Here is an 18,923-nt window from a genome sequence, read left to right on the forward strand (position 1 = left end):
TCACTCTAAATCAGGTTAACCTAGCCTATAAAGCAATTAACAATGACTTGTGCAATATATTTTTGCGATTTTTACCATCTTAATTTATTTTTCCAATTAGGATCAAAACCACTACAAGCTTTTGCCACTGCCATATAATCAGCATAACCTTCAGCTAATAACACTTTAGGTAGTTTATCTAGTGCAATTGCCCTATCTTTGAAAGACGTTTTATTGCTAAAATAAAGACTATAGAGTATAACTGGAATATTTTCTTCAGGTAGTGTGCTACCACTGAATTCAATATTGATATAAATACCTAAACTGCCAAAGTATTTATGGTAGTCCATAAAACACTCGCCATCTTCAAGATTTTCTCGCTTATAACCCAATTTCGTTAAAATACCACGTAGAGTAAAACTGTCAGTTAACCAGCCTAAACGATCATCAATTTCGCCATCTTTAAATTTGTTAATATCTGGTAATGGATGACTTAGCTGGTCAAACCATGAAGTTACTTTGTAATCTTTAAGATGCGCTTGCCATTGCGAGATATCTTCACTTGAAAGCAACACTGAATGAGCAACGGTAATAAAATTATGTTGATCAAGTAAGATTTCTTCATCTTGATTAGTTATTAAACAGCCATCTTCTGTTGGCCTAAAACTATTGACTATTTGACCATTACTGTCTAATTCCAACCACACTAAACGTTGAATAAACCGTCCTATAATTGGGTGAGATTGCAGATATTTTTGCCAATCTTCTACTCGCCATTGATGCTGAGCACACATGGCTTCGTGAAAACGGCTAATTTGCATTTTGAGTAATTGGCTAAGTTCTTTTTTACTGTTACTAAACTGTTTTTTTGCCTCTTTGACTAATTCTGGGTTTTCGTGTTTACGTGCTTCAGGTAATGCTTTGATTTTTTCTCCCTCAGCATTTGTCAATTGCCATTTAAATTGCTCATCAAAACTAGCAGTAAAGGTACGCTCACCATAATCAAGAATTAACAAACCATTATCATCTAACCCTGCGGTTGATGTCGTGCGATCGGCTAGTTCATCTACTGTCCAACCACTGCGTTGAGCAATCTTCTCTACTAAATATCTGGCCTTTTCTTGAATGGACGCCGTTCGATAGCGACGTGCTAATGATACTAATAATTGAATGATCAGCGGATCATCGCTGTTTGCCTGTGCTTCAAGCATCGCTTCAATTTGTGAGCTACGTAGATAGTGATCTTTCATAAAACTATTTAATATTGATACAGCAACAGGGCCTTCAATGCTACAGGTTAATGCTAATATCCCTTTTGATTTAATCGCTGAGCCAAGATAGGATGTTAATGTCTCTTTTTTAATTTCATCAAAAACTTGTTCATATGTAACATTCTTATAATTAGAATAAATTTGCGGATAAATCTGATAACCTCTAATATATTGTTGCAATCGTTTATCGGCTTCTGAACTAGCTCTGGCTTCAGCCTCTTCCAATGTTGGTGTTCGGGTATCTTGATTGATGAAACTTCGTAAAATAAATTCGCCTAATTGGCGTTGACTTTGGGTGCTTAATAATCGATTATAAATAGTTAACAGCCAATTAGCCGGATCTTTTAATTTAGCTGCTAATCGGATCCACCACTCAATAATTTGTGGATCAACTGCCTTACCATTTTGCCAAGTCAAAGCTGGTATTAAGTTAAAATCAAACCAATTAAGGTTGCTTGGTATTTTACCATTTAACTCTTTCTGGGCATCAGCCAATAACTTTTGCGGGGTTAAGTGCTGACTTATGTCTTCACCAATTTTTTCAAGTGCAACCAATATTGCTGCTTGTGCTGTTTCGCATTTCTCTTTTTTTAGCGCACTATTTAATGCATTTATCGAGCTTTTTTGGCCTAACTCAGCTAGCCAATTTGCAGCGGCAATACGCACCTCTTGTTTTGAGGAAGATAAGGCTTTTTCAACTTGATTATGTATATTGGGGATCCGCTTTAAGGCATCTTGCGCCGCATAACGTATCCGTTTACTTTTATCTAAAGCTAGGTCAAATAGGTAAGCGACATATTTCGTTGGAATAGTTGGAAAAAATTGTAATATTTTTATGGCACTAACTTTATCAATACGCTCATAAGCTGCCTTAGGGATCTGTACATGAGTAAAACCTAATGCTTGATCAATTATAAATTCATTTTCAGCAAAAAAAGCCCATAATTTATGAGGTTCATTGGCATAAACGTCATGAAAAACATCACTGGTTAAAAACGGCAAAGCAACTGTAAATTCGGCGTGAGGCCGAAATTTGATTTTTACCATAACATCAGCTATTTGTCTTAAATCGAAGTTTATAATAACGTCGTTATATGGATATATTCCTTCAAAAAAACAAATATTATCTCGACGATCGATTAACCGTTTGATTCGGAATAAGTGAAACAAAGAAAATCCGGGTAAATTTGCTAATTGATCTTTTGGAAGGAAATAACGTAAATCAATTTTTTCGTTTAATTCTGCAAATAATGCTGAACGATCAATTTTACCATTCAAATAATCAAATATGTAGTCAATAGACTTTGATGTTACCGTGTTCATCAATTTATAACGTTTTTGATGATAATCCCATGATCTATTATTTTCTTTATTTTCCTCAATTTCTTTTTCCATCGATTTTTTACATTCGTTCATAAACTCGTCATAATTTTGCTGTAAAACATCACGAGCATTTAGTGGCAATGGCGTGTCAATTAATGGGTCAAAACTAGGAATAACTAAATCAGCTTGCTGTTTGGCTGCATTGGCAGTTTCTAATCTCGATAAGGCACTTTCAAGGGCTACAATAACTGTTTTATTGGTTTCAATAGCTAAAGCCTGTTGTAAAATTGTTGGTTCAGAAATGATTCGAGAAAGCAATATTGTTGCATTAGCACGCTCTTTAGCCGAGCCTGAAGTTAAAAAGTGTTGTAATTGAGGTTGAATCAGCTCATGTGGTAAGTTAAATAGTATTCGTGTAGCTAATTGACTCACCTGCTTGCAAGTATTTAGCGCCTGCATGGCAATAAAATCAACCAGTTGCAGCTTAAGTTCTGGATATCGTTGAATGTATTTAAGTTGTTCTACTTGTCCTAAAGGCGCTAAACCGAGTGAAGGGAGTTGCTTAAATAATTCAATGCGTTCTTGAATATAAGTCAATAATCCATTTAACCGAGTAAAATATTGAAAATCACGCAAAGAACTTTCAAAAATATTTTGACGGTCAAAAATCGCGAACAGCAACTTTTCGCCTAATCCTGCTTGTTCAATTTCAAGAAAATGATGCAATTGTTGGATTGACCAATTTTCACGGTCATCAATTTTATATTTGTTTTCGCTATAAGAAGGTAAAGTAGTAATCAGTCCATCATATAACAAATACATAAGCCAAGAAGGAATTTGTTCGCTTATGCGTTTAATATGATTTAAATGATCAAATAAAATAGCAGAAAATCGGGCAAATCGAATGATTTGTTCTGGTGTATAGGCATCCGTCCAAAGCTTATAAAAATTAATGCGCGCTTTTTGCAACGGATGAATCTTTTTATAATTATATGAACTATAAAAGGCAGCTGGTCCTCGCAATAATTCAAAAATTTTATCAACATTAGCTGACTTTTGACATAGTTTATCAAAATCGGCCAACACATCAATTTCATCACCATGCAAGATATATTGTGTGACCCGTTCTGGTAAAGATTTGTCTAATTCACTTAATGGTTTAAAGATAGTATTGATTAACTGTTTAGAACCATTTGAGTTTATTGATAATTGTTCAGTTGTTTTCATATTCCTTTGTTCTCCCATTAAGATTTAAATCTGGGATATCCATTTTTAATTGGGTTTCATAGCGATTTGTTATTTTCAAAAAGTTTTTTATACTTGATAATAACTATGCTATATATCAGATTTTCTGGCACGCTTAGGTACCCTATTATCTGTATAAAATTAGATTTATTTAATATCATTCGTATTATCTAGCAAAACAACAAGATATAGGCTTGACCAATTAGTATTAAAAATTGTTTTTCTAATAGTGAGATAATTGCACGTTAAACTGACGGAACCTCACCAAAAAATTTACAACTACTATTTCGTTATTTAAAATAAATTGACCAGCTGATTTTGGTGATAACTACCCATCTTAGCGCTTATTTTTTATCATCGGTTTTGCTTAATATTGCTAGTTATTAGCTATAACACTCTTATACAATTAATCATATTGCTTGTTTCTGATTTACCATCGCTTTTATTCTTTCGTTCTGAATCAAATTTCGAATTTGCATGATGCATTTGCGACAGCCATATAATCAGCAAAACTTTCGGCTAATAACACCGCTGGGATGTCGTTAGCATCAATTTTGGGTTTGGTATAGATCCTTTTTTGACGAAAAGAGAGATAATAACGCTCTACTAAACTATTTTCTTGAGAAATATAACGCCCACTAAATTGAATGATAGTATACAAATTAAGGTTACTATAGTATTTACAATAACAATCTAAGCATTCACTATCTTCAAAATATTCATTTTTATAACCTCTTTTAGTAAGGACATTGCGAATGGTAAACGCATCCGTTAACCAGCCTGTATAATTATTCACTATGCCATCATCAATCCATTGGCTCTTTGGTAAAGGGTTAGCAAATTGGGCAAATAATGGCGTAACTTTATAGTCTTTAAGATGTACTTGCCACTGGTTTATATGACTGGCTGGTAACAACACATTATGAGCTAGAGTGATATAGTGATTTTGATTCAAAGTGATCTCTTCATCGTGTAAATTAATCAAACTACCATCTTCAGTTGGCCTAAAGCTGTTGCAAATCTTGCCTTGTTCATCAACTGCTAACCATACTAATCTTTGCACCAACCGCCCGACAATTGGATGGGCAAATAGATATTGTTGCCAATTACTTACTTGCCAACGGCGCTGGGTGCACATGGCTTCATATAAGCGTTCAGTTTGGATTGAAACAATTTGTGTGAGTTCTTTTTTACTACGTGAAAACTGTTTTTTCACTTCTTTGATCACGGTTGGATCTTCATCTTTACGCGCTTCTGGTAAGGTTTTTATAATGTTACCTTCCAAATTTTTTAATTGCCATTTAAAGTTATCATCAATACTGGCCGTAAAAGTTCTTGCACCATAATCAAGCATAAGTATGCCAGAATCATCCAGCCCAGCAGTTAGAACAGTACGTTCAGTAAGATCGTCTGTTGTCCATTTTTTCTGCTCAGCAATTTGGTTTATTAAAGATTTTGCTTTTTCTTGAATAGTTTTTTTGGGATTCGAGTAAGAAATGGTTAATAAAAATTGAATTATGATGAAATCATCATTAACAGCGATCGCTTCTAACATTGCTTCAATTTGCTCTCGTCTGGTGTAATGATTTTTCATATATGCTTTTATTATCGATACGGCTACATGACCTTCAATTCCACCAATTAGAGCTAATAAACCTTTCGATTTAATTGCTGAACCAATTAAACGAGTTAGCACCTCTTTTTCGATACGCTCAATAACTTGCTGGAGAGTGATATTTTGATATTCGGGGTATAAGTCAGGATGATTCTTATAACTATTTAAATAGGACTGTAGTCGAGCTGGTGCGGTTAATTTGGCCTCATTTTCTGCTTCTATTAAGGTCGGGGTTAAAGTATCTTGTTGGATAAAACTTTGCAATATAAATAAACCAAGCTGTTTTTGGCTTTTATCACTTAATAGACGAATATAAATAGTTAATAAAGGATTGGCCGGCTCTTTTAGTTTTACAGCTAACCACATCCACCAAATGATAATTTTACGATCAACCTGCTCACCATTTTGCCATGTTAAAGCAGGGATAGTGTCATTAACTAACCATTCAATACCCGCTGGTTTTTTACTTTTTAAACCTTTGTTTGCATCATCAAGTAATCGAGATGGTGTTAAATATTGGCCAATATTTTCACCTAAACTTTCAAGCGCGGATAATAGTGCTGCTTGTACCACTTCTTGTTTTTCTTGATTTAAAGCGGTATTTAAAGCTGCAATCGATGATTTATTGCCTAATGTTACCAATAAGTTAGCTGCTAAAATGCGCTGTTTATATTTATTGGAAGTTAATACGTTTTCAACTTGACGATGTATACAAGGCGATTTACTTAGTGCTTGTTGGGCCAATAAGCGAGGTATTTTGGTATCGCCTAATGCTAACTCTAATAAATAAATATTATATTTAACTGGAAGTTTTGGAAAAAAAGTTAAGATTTTTAGTCCACGCTTTTTATCAAAAGTATAATTACTATTTTGTGGCTCAAGGCTGGGGATTAATCCTAATGCTTCATCAAGATAGATAAGGTTTTCAGCAAAAAAAGGCCAAACACAATTTGCGTCACTCTCAAATGTTAGATCATAATAATAATTCATCAAATATGCTGCGGCAACAATACGTTTGACATCTGGCATATCGGATATGTTATTTAACACCTGAGCGATCAAGCGTAAATCGGTACATGGCAATATTTCATGTTTTAAAAAACTTAAAGCTAAACAGTACGATTCAATGTTTGTATAAGTAATTTTTTCTGCGCGTAATAAGTGATACAGATTAAATTCAGGAATTGTTTGCAAACGCCCTTTATGTAAAATAATCTCATTAGTTAGCTGATTTTTAATATCAGATTGCATTAACTGCCCTTTACCGTTTAGATAATGAAAAATCATATCTAAATCATTGTCAGTAAAAGTAGTTAATTGTTCGTAACGTTCCTGCTCATTCCTTTCTAGGTTATGATATCCTTGATTATCGAGTTTCTCTAGTTGTGCTCTGTTTTGCGATTGTATTAACAACTCTTGATAATTTTGGTGCAATATATCGCGCGCTTTGACAGGTAAATCAACTTCAGTAATTGGCATAAAAGGAGGAATGATAATTTCATCCTCTTCCTGCTTAACTAACTTATCATCTTTAATAGAAAATAAAGCACTTTCGATACTTTTAACCACTATTTTATTCGTTTCTTCAGTTAGTATTTTTTCAAATATTTCTTTATCAACAGACAATTTAACTAATAGCGCAATTTTTTGACAACGTTGCTTTGGTGTGCCTTGTGCGAATGAAGCAATTAACTGATTTTGCGCACTTTCCTTAGAAATACTAAGCAATAGCGTTGTCGCTAACTCTCTTATTTTTTTGATGCTACTAGTGGATTGTTTGACTAACAAATCAACTACTCGTTCTTTAAGATCGTTATGACTAGCAATATATTGCAATTGTTGTAATTGACCAATTGTGGATAATTCTTGATCTGGTAAAGATTTAAACCTTTCTAAATTGTTAGTTATATATAATTTCAACCCTCTAATCGCAAAAACAGTATTAAAATAACGGTAGTGATATTCTGGTACATGTTGCCGCTCAAAAAAAGCAAACATAAGTTGATCTCCCAACCCTTTCTGCTCAATTTCGAGTAATTGATGTAATTGCTCAATGGACCAATTATCACGCTCAGCCATATTTTGCTCAGCATCGAAATTGCGGTTTAAAAAAGTAGTGACCAAACCGTCAATAAACAGATATAAAAACCACAAAGGCAGTTTGGGAGTGATAACACTACTACTTGTTTTCTCATAAAAAGACCATCTTTGAGGCGTATCCGGAATATAAGCTGCTGCTAAAATTTTACCAAACCTGATGAGCTGTTCTGGTGAATATTGACTCGTCCATAATTGATAAAATTTAGCTCGTACTTTTTGCTGTGGTTCATTACTTTCATCTAAAAAACCAACAGAACCTGGCATACCAAGCAAATTATAAACCCGGTTATCATATTTATAAGTTTTTGATAATACTTTTAGCTCATCAAGAACCACGACATCTTTGCCATATAAAATATAATGACAAATCCGTTCAGATATTGATTGTTCTAATTTATTTAAACCCGCAAAGCAATCAAGAATAACCTGATCCATCGGGTTTTGGTCATGTTTTACCATATTAATTTATCTTTCCAATTAGGATCAAAACCACTACAGGCTTTTGCCACCGCCATATAATCAGTATAACCTTCGGCTAATAACACCTTAGGTAGTTTATCGAGCGCAATTGCCCTATCTTTGAATCCCTTTTTATTACTGAAATAAAGGTTATAAAGTACTGCTGGAATATTTTCTTCAGGCAGCATACTACCACTGAATTCAATATTGATATAAATACCTAAACTGCCAAAGTATTTATGGTAACCATAAAAACATCCGCTATCTTCAGTAGCATCACGCTCATAACTCAATTTGGTTAAAATACCACGAATGGTAAAACTGTCCGTTAACCAACCTAAACGATCATCAATAACGCCATCGTTAAATTTGCTTATCTCTGGAAATGCATGACTAAACTGATCAAACAATGGGGTTATTTTGTAATCTTCAAGATGCGCTTGCCACTGAACTATATCATCACTCGCTAGTAACGCCGAATGCGCAACGGAAATAAAGTGATTTTGATCAAGTAAGATTTCGTCATCTTGATTGGTTATTAAGCTACCATCTTCAGTAGGCCTGAAACTATTGACGATCTGACCGTTATTATCCAATTGTAACCACACTAAACGTTGAATTAATCGCCCCACAATCGGATGTGGTTGCAGATATTTCTGCCAATCTTCCACTCGCCATTGACGCTGGGCACACATGGCTTCGTAAAAACGGCTTATTTGCATAGTGAGTAATTGATTAAGTTCTTTTTTACTATTGCTGAACTGTTTTTTGGTCTCTTTGACGAGTTCAGGGTTTTCGTTTTTACGTGCTTCAGGTAATGCTTTGATCTTTTCTCCATCAGCATTTTTTAATTGCCACTTAAATTTATCATCCAAACTAGCAATAAAGGTACGCTCACCATAATCAAGAATTAACAAGCCATTATCATCTAACCCTGCAGTCGATATGGTGCGGTCTGCCAATTCTTCTGTACTCCAGCCTGAACGCGCAGCAATACTTTCTACCAAGTATTTAGCCTTTTCATGAATGGATGCCGTCCGATAGCGACGAGCTAATGACAATAATAGTTGAATGATCAGCGGATCATCACTGTTTGCCAGTGGTTCAAGCATCGCTTCAATTTGAGCTCGACGTTGATAATGATTTTTCATAAAACTGCGTAAGAGAGACACTGCAATAGGGCCTTCAATACCACTGGTTAATGCTAATATTCCTTTTGCTTTGATGGCTGAGCCAAGATAGGTTGCTAATGTTTCATTTTTGATTTCTTCAAAAACCTGCTCATAAGTTATATTTTGGTATTTAGAAAAATATTGCGGATAGCGCTGATAATATCCAATATAGTCTTGTAATCGTTTATCGGCCTCTGAGCTAGCTTTGGCTTCTGCTTCTTCCAGTGATGGACTTAGCGTATCTTGTTTAATAAAACTTTGTAAAATAAATTCGCCTAATTGTCGCTGACTTTGGGTGCTTAACAATCGATTATAAACGGTTAACAGTAAATTAGCCGGATCTCTTAATTTGACCGCTAAGCAGATCCACCACTGAATAATTTGTGGCTCAACAATCTTACCATTTTGCCAAGTTAACGTCGGTATTAAGTTAAAATCAAACCAATCAAAATCGGTTGGTATTTTACCTTTTAAACCTTTTTGGGCATCAGCCAATAACTTTTTCGGCGTTAAGTGCTGACTAATATCTTCACCAATTTTTTCCAGTGCGATCAATATTGCTGCTTGTACTGTTTCGCGTTTCTCTTTTTTTAGCGCAGCATTTAGTGCTTTAATCGAGCTTGTTTGTCCTAACTCAGCCAACCAATTAGCAGCAATAATACGTACCTCTTGTTTTGTAGAAGATAGGGCTTGTTCAACTTGATTATGTATATTGGGGATCCGCTTTAAGGCGTTTTGTGCCGCATAACGTATCTGCTTAATTTCGCCTAAAGCTAATTCAAGTAGGTAAGCAACATATTTAGCAGGAATGATTGGAAATAGCTGTAATATTTTTATGGCATTAATTTTATCAATACGGACATAACAATTCTGAACTATTTGTATAGGTGCAAACCCCAAAGCTTCATCAATTAAAAATTCATTTTCAGCAAAAAAAGCCCATAATTTGTGAGGTTCATTTTCATGAATATCATGAAAAACATCACTGCTTAAAAACGGTAGAGCAACAGTATATTCAACATCTGGAATAATATTCACTTTTATCAACACATCAGCTATTTGTCTAAGATCGGCATTTTTAACCAAGTCATAGTTTTCGTATAGTTTTGGAAATAAATTAGAGATACTTATATAATCAGTTAATTGTCTTATTCGAACTAAGTGAAATAACGTAATTTCAGGCAAATTTGATAATCGATTTTTAGTTAGTAAAAATCGAAAATCAATCTTTTCATCGATTTCTTTGAATAATGTTGAGCGATCGATTTTACCATTCACATAATCAAATATACTATCAAGGGACTTTGGTGTCAGCGCTTTCAATTCTTTATAACGGTTTTGATGATAATCCCTTGATCTATTTTTTTCTTTGTTTTCCTCTAGTTCATTTTGCATCGATTTTTTACATTCAATAAGGTACTCGTCAAAACTTTGTTGTAAAACATCACGAGTAGTCATAGGCAATGGCGTATCACTAAATGGTTCAAATTCTGGAATAACTAAATCAGCTTGCTGTTTGGCCGTGTTGGCACTTTCCAATCTCGATAAAGCACTTTCAATAGCAGTAATAACTGTTTTATTGGGTTCGCTAGCTAAAGCTTGTTGTAAAATTGTCGGTTCAGAGATGATTCGACAGAGTAATATTGTGGCATTAGCTCGTTGTTTAACCGAACCTGAAGTTAAAAAGTGCTGTAATTGTGGTTGAGCCAATTCCAATGGTAAGCTAAATAGTATTTCTGTGGCTAATTGACTCACCTGTTTTGAAGTATTTAATGACTGCATTGCCAGAAAATCGACCAATTGTAACTGAAGTTCTGGATATCGTTGAATGTATTTAAGTTGTTCCACTTGTCCCAAAAGCGCCAAACCGAGTGCGGGGAGTTGTTTAAATAATTCAATTCGTTCTTGAATATAGGTAAATAATCCTTTTAATCGGGTAAAATTATGAAATAAACCAACACGATTAACAGGAATATTTTGACGGTCAAAAATGGCAAACAGTAATTTTTCGCCTAAACCGGCTTGTTCACATTCAAGTAATTGATGTAATTGTTGTATTGACCAATTTTCGCGCTCAATAATTTCATTCTCGTTTCCATTAGGACCTGGTAACGAGGTAATTAGTGCATCATATAAAAGATAGATAAACCATGATGGTAATTGTTCGTTTATAAGTTTAATAAAACTTAAATGATCAAATAATGTGGCAAAAACTCGGGCAAATCGAATTATCTGTTCTGGTGTATAAATATCTGTCCAAGACTTATACACATCAATGCGAGCTTGAAATGATGGATGGAATTCCTCATTAATATAGTTATAATAACGTGGACGATAAATACCTGAGGGTCTTTGCAATAATTCATAAAGAGCATTTGCATTATTAGGTATTTGACATAATTTCTCTAAATCGACTAATACATCAATTCCATTACCATGCAAGATATATTGTGTTATCCGTGTTGGTAAAGATTTATCTTGATCACTTAATGGCTTAAAGATAGCGGTAATTAATTCTTCGGATGTGTGAGTTTTAGTTGATAATTGTTTTATTTCTTTCATATTCCTTTATTTTCCATTATTTCCCTATTAAGGATAAAATCTTAATTATCCATATGTTATTTTAGCATATTTGCAACTTTGCAAGGCTAATTATTCTAATTCAATTTTATCATTTGTATAAATATAGAACGCTGCAAATCAACCTAAATCACTCCAAAAAGCTAGATAAGTTTATTGGATGTTAGTAAATAAAATGGCGACAAGTTAGATCCTCATCTTTTTTATCATCATTTCGTTTTATTTAATAAATTTATTTTGTTACTTTATTCTAATGAATTAAATACTTATTGGGCTCAATACATTTCTGTTAGCTAAAAAAACAACATCCTTAACAGACAAAATGATAAATAAGTATCACTGTTTTTAGATACAATCTTATTCATAGATTAATGCCGACAATCACATCTTGGTATAAAATATTCATGTAATGGATGGATAAATTGAAAAAGCGGACGACAACTAAATGCTTCACTACTAAAATCAAATATAACTGGCGGTTCATTTTTTAAAATGCTTCCGACCCATTGAAATATTTCTTTATTGTCATCTATTGAACTGCTTAATGGTAAAAGCATTCCTCCTTCAAAATAACCATGGACCACATTTGTTATCATATTTGAATCAGAATCTAAGATAATTAAATGTCTTATAATGATTTCGTTTTTGCTTGGAGTTTCATAATTTTGTATATAAAAGCGTAGACCGATCGCTTCAGCCATAAAATTATCACCCTTTATTAAATCTTCTGGATTATATACAGGTATAAGGGAAGTAATTTCGTCATCACTTTCAAGAACAGGAAAGTCTTTGCTATCAATTTGATGCCAAACTAGTGGAGTTAAGGGTTTCTGTAGAAAAGGATTTTCCTTACCTATATAGACAATATAGGATGCATATTGATCAAACATGTTTGAATTTAATTTAAATCCAAACATATATGCATCTAATTCATAAGGTTCATGAGGATGATAATAAGTATTCACGACAGCAAAAGTATTCAACCCATAAACAGGAACCGATTTTAATTTATTATTTAAGTAATCATAGATAAATACTGTATCATCTTCTGATATACCTGCCAAATTGAGCAATTTAGTACGGTATGAACCCGTGAGTAAATATTGTTCTTTTTTATAAGTTTTTTTTTCAGTGCTTGGAATTAAATAGATATCTTTTTTGTATTTGTTATCATATAAAACAATATCATCAGATAATGAAATAAAGTCAAATTCGGGCTCATCTTTAATATAATCTATCGAGGTGAGTGTATACATTCGAATATCTTCCCTATAATGTCCCCCTTCCCATTCTAATAATTTGTTTCCACCTAACATTTCCGCGCTACTGCAAAAGCTAATTGATGATAAGGCAAAAAATGTAAACAGAAAGCTAATTAATTTATTTTTCATTTATTAGTTCACCATTTTCCTTAAATATACTTCTCACATCCATATGGCATCGCAATAATTTTAAATTATTGTTAATTATTAGTTTTTCAAAAATCGCTGATTTAATTTTGAACTAACAAGACTGATTTGGCCAATTATTTTTTCTTAATAATAAAAAATAATCTTCTCTGTTACAAACATTTAATTCACAACTGCCCTATCCTATATATTTATTGGGATTAAAGAATATATTTAAATGGAACTAGTTTTAACTGGTTTCTCTTTACGCCATCAGTGAATAATAATGTTAATCAAATTGATAATATCATGTTAATTAATGTCTCATTTTATTGAGATATATATTTTATTATGCTAAAAACTAAATCATACTGCTACAAAGAAATCATTTAGTTAGAATAACTTTCTTAATGCCTATTGTCGCACTTTATTATTAAACTTTTATAAGATCGGTCAATATAATCAATAACTGGGCAGCCAAATGATTTCCACTCAAAACCAAATATTACTAAAGGTTGATTTTTAAATAATTTACCTGACCATTGGACTTTATGTTGGAATTCTGGATGTTGATCATTTAAAAATGCAGGAATAATCTCATCATTAAAAGCATATTCACTGTTAAATAAAATAGCCTCTCCCTGATCTTTAATAACTACCTGTCTGTAATAAGCACTATTAATATCAATTTCCTGAGAAAAATGATCTTGAACATAGTAATTCCATCCATTCGCTTTAGCCTGATAAGTTTTGTTAAAACTGTCCTGAATAAATTTAGAGGATGTCTCTATCCCACTTATTATCGGAAAATCCTCATTGTCTATTTTATTCCAGTCTAATGCTGTAAGTTGTTGCAGAGCAAAAGGATTTTCTTTGCCTATATAAACTAATGTTTGGTAACTATCGGGATCGAGAGCCTTCGACAATTGATTGGAAGTTAATCTGAAGCCAAATTGATAATAATCCTCAAATTTACACGGTTTTTCATCCATACTATACGCATCTATAATTGCGATTACTTCCAATTCACTAATAGGGTAAGTGGTTAATTGATTATTCTGATAATCATAAAGATAGTAGGTATCGGTTTCCGCTATCCCAGTTGCTTCCATAAATCGTTGCCGATACTCTTTATTTAAAATATATATATCTTTTTTATAGTTACCAACTGTATCTGGAATTAATTGAAGATTTCTAGGTAAAATAACCACACCATTTTCATCATAATTGTCAAATGTAATGTTTTCGGATAGCGAGGTAAAATAAAAAGCGGATTCATTTTCTAAATATTCAATATAATCAAGTGTAAATATATCTAATTTCTGCGTTGAATGACTTTGCTGCTGTGGTAATTTATCGTTTTCATCAGCATAAATGTCACAACTTAATAAGAACAATATACATATCAGTATTATTTTCTTTATTTGCATTTTATTCACTTCCCTATGTATTAATTCATCAATATCTGGTTATTAAGGCGAATCAAAACCTATTATCACTGAAGTTTGAATAATTTAATCAAGAGTAAAACAATGTAGATGAACGTGTAGTGGTGCAATAAGTTATCCATCGCTATAATGTTGGTGGTGTTAACTTATACTTTAAACCAAATTCATTACGCGTTTTTACTTGTTGATAACGCCTTACCATCTGTTATTTAAAATCTCAAGTATGGGCTCGTCTTTATCATCGTTTTAGTTTTTCGTTTTTGCCATTTTTAAAAATAATTTATCTTATTCCTTAAAAAAGTTGTTCTTAATTAATATTATTTACAATTATAATATATAAAACGAGAGTCGCAACGTAGTATTATATCATAACTAGGAAAAGATGAATCAATAAAGTCTATCTCTGTGCAGTCATCCCCGAACATTGAATAAAAGCCAAACACGACTAACGGTTTATTTTTAAATAATTTTCCCGTCCATTGTTTTTTGTATTCGTGATCTTTATCTTTGCCATTTATAGGCATAGAATTTACACGCCTTCTTATATAGTTATCATTAAATAAGATATTATTTTTCGCATTCTTAATAATTAAACTTCCACATTCAGGGTAATCGAGGGGAAAGGGAGATTGCCTTAAATAGTAATGTAATCCATGAGCTTGTGCTAAATAATCATCCTCTTTATCGCTAATTTTTTGCCAGTTTAATAAAGTTAGTTGCTGTTGAGCAAAAGGACTTTCCTTTCCAATATAAACAAATGTTGTATCATTAGGCTCGTAAGTATCATTATGATCGTAATCTTGAGGTAGTTGATTCAACTCTAATGCAAATCCAAATTGATAATTTGTTTCATCAGTAGGTAAACAGTCGCTCTTTATTGCAAATACCTCTAATTTACTAATGGGAAAACTATACAATTTATTATATTCATAATTATATACGAATAAGTTATCCGTTTCGGATATGCCATTTGCAGTCAAAAAACTTTGTCGATATTTTTGAGGTAATTGATATTTATTTTTTTTATAATCATCCTCTATATCAGGAAATATAGGTTGAATAGATTGTTTTTTATTGCCATCTTTGTCATAAATAACAATATGACTGCCTTCGAGTAACTTAACAAAATAGAATTTTGGCTCACTATTATCAACAAGATTAAGTTTAAATATCTCTAATCGCTCTCGTGTATTGCCAATTGCATAAAAGCTACAACTTAATAAGAGCAATATACATATCGGTATTATTTTCTTTATTTGCATTTTATTCACTTCCCTATGTATTAATTCATCAATATCTGGCCATTAAGACGAATTAAAACCAAATATCACTAAAGTTTTAATAATTTAATGTAGACAATATAAATGAACGTGTAGTGGTGCTTTAAGTTATCCATCGCTATAATGTTGGTGGCGTTAACTTATACTCTTAACTAAATTCATTGTATGTTTTTCCCTGTTGATAAAACTTTACCATCTGTTGTTTAAAATCTTCAGTATGGGCTCGTCTTTATCGTCGTTTTATCTTCTTCGTTTTTGCCATTTTTAAGAATAATTTATCTTATTCCTTAAAAAAGTTGTTCTTAATCAATATTATTTACAACTATAAAAACGAAGATCGCAACGTAATCTTATGTCATAACTAGGAAAAGATGAATCAATAAAGTCTATCACCGGGCAGTTTAATTCTGAGACAAAGCCAAACACAACTAATGGTTTATTTTTAAATAATCTTCCCGTCCATTGATTTTTGTATTCATGATCTTTATCTTTAAATAATCTTCTCGCCCATTGCTTTTTGTATTTATGTTCTTTATCTTTGCCATTTAAAGGTAGAGTGATGTATATCGTCTTTGAAAGATAGTCACTATTAAATAAGATGTAATTCTTGCCATCCTTAACCACTAATATCCCAATTTCAGGGTAATAATCTCGTTCAAGGTAATGATCTGGGTCCCACACTTTCCCTAATGTCGCTAAATAGTAATGTAATCCATGAGATTGAGCTAAATAATCATACTCTTTATCGTTAATTTTTTGCCAGTTTAATAAAGTTAGTTGCTGTTGAGCAAAAGGATTTTCCTTTCCAATATAAACAAACGTTGTATCATTAGGATCGTAATCTTGAGGTAGTTGATTCAACGCTAATGCAAATCCAAATTGATAATTTGTTTCATCAGTAGGATCACAACCGCTCTTTATTGCAAATACCTCTAATTTACTAATGGGAAAACTATACAATTTATTATATTCATAATTATATACGAATAAGTTATCCGTTTCGGATATGCCACTGGCAGTCAAAAAACTTTGTCGATATTTTTGAGGTAATTGATATTTATCCTTTTTATAACCATCCTCATTATCAGGAAATATTGGTTGAATAGATTGTTTTTTATTGCCATCTTTGTCATAAATAACAATATGACTACCTTGGAGTAACTTAACAAAATAGAATTTTGGCTCGCTATCATCAACAAGATTAAGTTCAAATATCTCTAATCGCTCTCGTGTATAGCCAATTGCATAAAAGCTACAACTTAATAAGAGCAATATACATATCGGTATTATTTTCTTTATTTGCATTTTATTCACTTCCCTATGTATTAATTCATCAATATCTGACCATTACGGCGAATCAAAACCTATTATCACTAAAGTTTGAATAATTTAATCTAGAGTAAAACAATGTAAATGTAAATGTAAATGTAAATGAACGTGTAGCGGTGCTTTAAGTTATCCATCGATATAATGCTAGTGGCGTTAACTTATACTCTAAACCAAATTCATTGTGTGTTTTCCCTAATGATTACGCCTTACCATCTGTTGTTTAAAATCTCATGTATTGGCTCGTTTTTATCGTCGTTTTATTTTGTTCGTTTTTGCCATTTTTAAGAATAATTTATCTTATTCCTTAAAAAAGTTGTTCTTAATTAATATTATTTACAACTATAAAAACGAAGATCGCAACGTAATCTTATATCATAACTAGGAAAGGATGAATCAATAAAGTCTATCACTGGGCAACCCATTATTGAGACAAAGCCAAACACAACTAATGGTTTATTTTTAAATAATCTTCCCGTCCATTGATTTTTGTATTCATGATCTTTATCTTTGCCATTTAAAGGTAGAGTGCTGTATATCGTCGTTGAAAAATAGTCATGATTAAATAAGATGCTATTCTTGCTATCCTTAACCACTAATATCCCAATTTTAGGGTAATAATCTCGTTCAAGGTGGTCCCACACTTTCCCTAATGTCGGTAAATAGTAATGTAATCCATGAGTTTGTGCTAAATAATAATACTCTTTATCCTCTTTATCGCTAATTTTTTGCCAGTTTAATAAAGTTAGTTGCTGTTGAGCAAAAGGATTTTCCTTTCCAATATAAACAAATGTTGTATCACTAGGATCGTAAGTATCATTATGATCGTAATCTTGAGGTAGTTGATTCAACTCTAATGCAAATCCAAATTGATAATTTGTTTCATCAGTAGGAAAACAATCATCCTTTATTGCAAATACCTCCAATTTACTAATGGGAAAACTATACAATTTATTATATTCATAATTATATACGAATAAGTTATCCGTTTCGGATATGCCACTGGCAGTCAAAAAACTTTGTCGATATTTTTGAGGTAATTGATATTTATCCTTTTTATAACCATCCTCATTATCAGGAAATATTGGTTGAATAGATTGTTTTTTATTGCCATCTTTGTCATAAATAACAATATGACTACCTTGGAGTAACTTAACAAAATAGAATTTTGGCTCGCTACCATCAACAAGATTAAGTTTAAATATCTCTAATTGCTCTCGTGTATAGCCAATTGCATAAAAGCTACAACTTAATAAGAACAATATACATATCGGTATTATTTTCTTTATTGGCATTTTATTCACTTCCTTATGTATTAATTCATCAATATCTGAACATTACGGCGAATCAAAACCTATTATCACTAAAGTTTGAATAATTTAATCTAGAGTAAAACAATGTAGATGAACGTGTAGCGGTGCTTTAAGTTATCCATCGCTATAATGCTAGTGGCGTTAACTTATACTCTAAACCAAATTCATTACGCGTTTTTACATGTTGATTACGCCTTACCATCTGTTGTTTAAAATCTCATGTATTGGCTCGTTTTTATCGTCATTTTATTTTGTTCGTTTTTGCCATTTTTAAGAATAATTTATCTTATTCCTTAAAAAAGTTGTTCCAATTATTAATAATTTACAAAAACAGCAAAAAACGGATTGGATGACAACGGATTATCTTAGTGATTTTCTTGATCGACATGACTGACAAAAAATATTGAAGTTTATCAAATACCAA

8 protein-coding genes are annotated in these 18,923 nt (G+C 32.4%); all 8 read right to left on the reverse strand.

Features of this window, described 5'->3' with window-relative positions:
* Positions 1-71: 71 nt before the first annotated feature.
* Positions 72-3,800, reverse strand: a complete 3,729-nt coding sequence (locus AC5LXV_RS12090) for a DUF4132 domain-containing protein (protein WP_493466575.1) — start codon at positions 3,798-3,800, stop codon at positions 72-74.
* A gap of 478 nt (positions 3,801-4,278) precedes the next feature.
* Positions 4,279-7,992: a DUF4132 domain-containing protein gene (locus tag AC5LXV_RS12095; RefSeq protein WP_493466576.1), complete on the reverse strand. Its 3,714-nt coding sequence runs from the start codon at positions 7,990-7,992 to the stop codon at positions 4,279-4,281.
* Positions 7,986-11,726, reverse strand: a complete 3,741-nt coding sequence (locus AC5LXV_RS12100; protein WP_493466577.1) for a DUF4132 domain-containing protein — start codon at positions 11,724-11,726, stop codon at positions 7,986-7,988. The genes AC5LXV_RS12095 and AC5LXV_RS12100 overlap by 7 nt, the downstream gene beginning before the upstream one ends.
* A 386-nt stretch (positions 11,727-12,112) precedes the next feature.
* Positions 12,113-13,135, reverse strand: a complete 1,023-nt coding sequence (locus tag AC5LXV_RS12105; RefSeq protein ID WP_493466578.1) for a hypothetical protein — start codon at positions 13,133-13,135, stop codon at positions 12,113-12,115.
* A gap of 404 nt (positions 13,136-13,539) precedes the next feature.
* Positions 13,540-14,562, reverse strand: coding sequence for a hypothetical protein (locus AC5LXV_RS12110; RefSeq protein WP_493466579.1), 1,023 nt, complete (start codon positions 14,560-14,562; stop codon positions 13,540-13,542).
* Positions 14,563-14,897: 335 nt separating this feature from the next.
* Positions 14,898-15,842 (reverse strand): hypothetical protein, encoded by a 945-nt coding sequence (locus tag AC5LXV_RS12115; RefSeq protein WP_493466580.1) that lies wholly within the window; start codon positions 15,840-15,842, stop codon positions 14,898-14,900.
* A 330-nt stretch (positions 15,843-16,172) separates the two neighbouring features.
* Positions 16,173-17,165, reverse strand: a complete 993-nt coding sequence (locus AC5LXV_RS12120) for a hypothetical protein (protein WP_493466581.1) — start codon at positions 17,163-17,165, stop codon at positions 16,173-16,175.
* 353 nt (positions 17,166-17,518) lie between these two features.
* Complete coding sequence (locus AC5LXV_RS12125; protein ID WP_493466582.1) at positions 17,519-18,481, reverse strand: hypothetical protein; 963 nt, start codon at positions 18,479-18,481, stop codon at positions 17,519-17,521.
* Positions 18,482-18,923: the final 442 nt, after the last annotated feature.

The sequence above is a fragment of the Gilliamella sp. LMG 34359 genome, assembly GCF_984569085.1.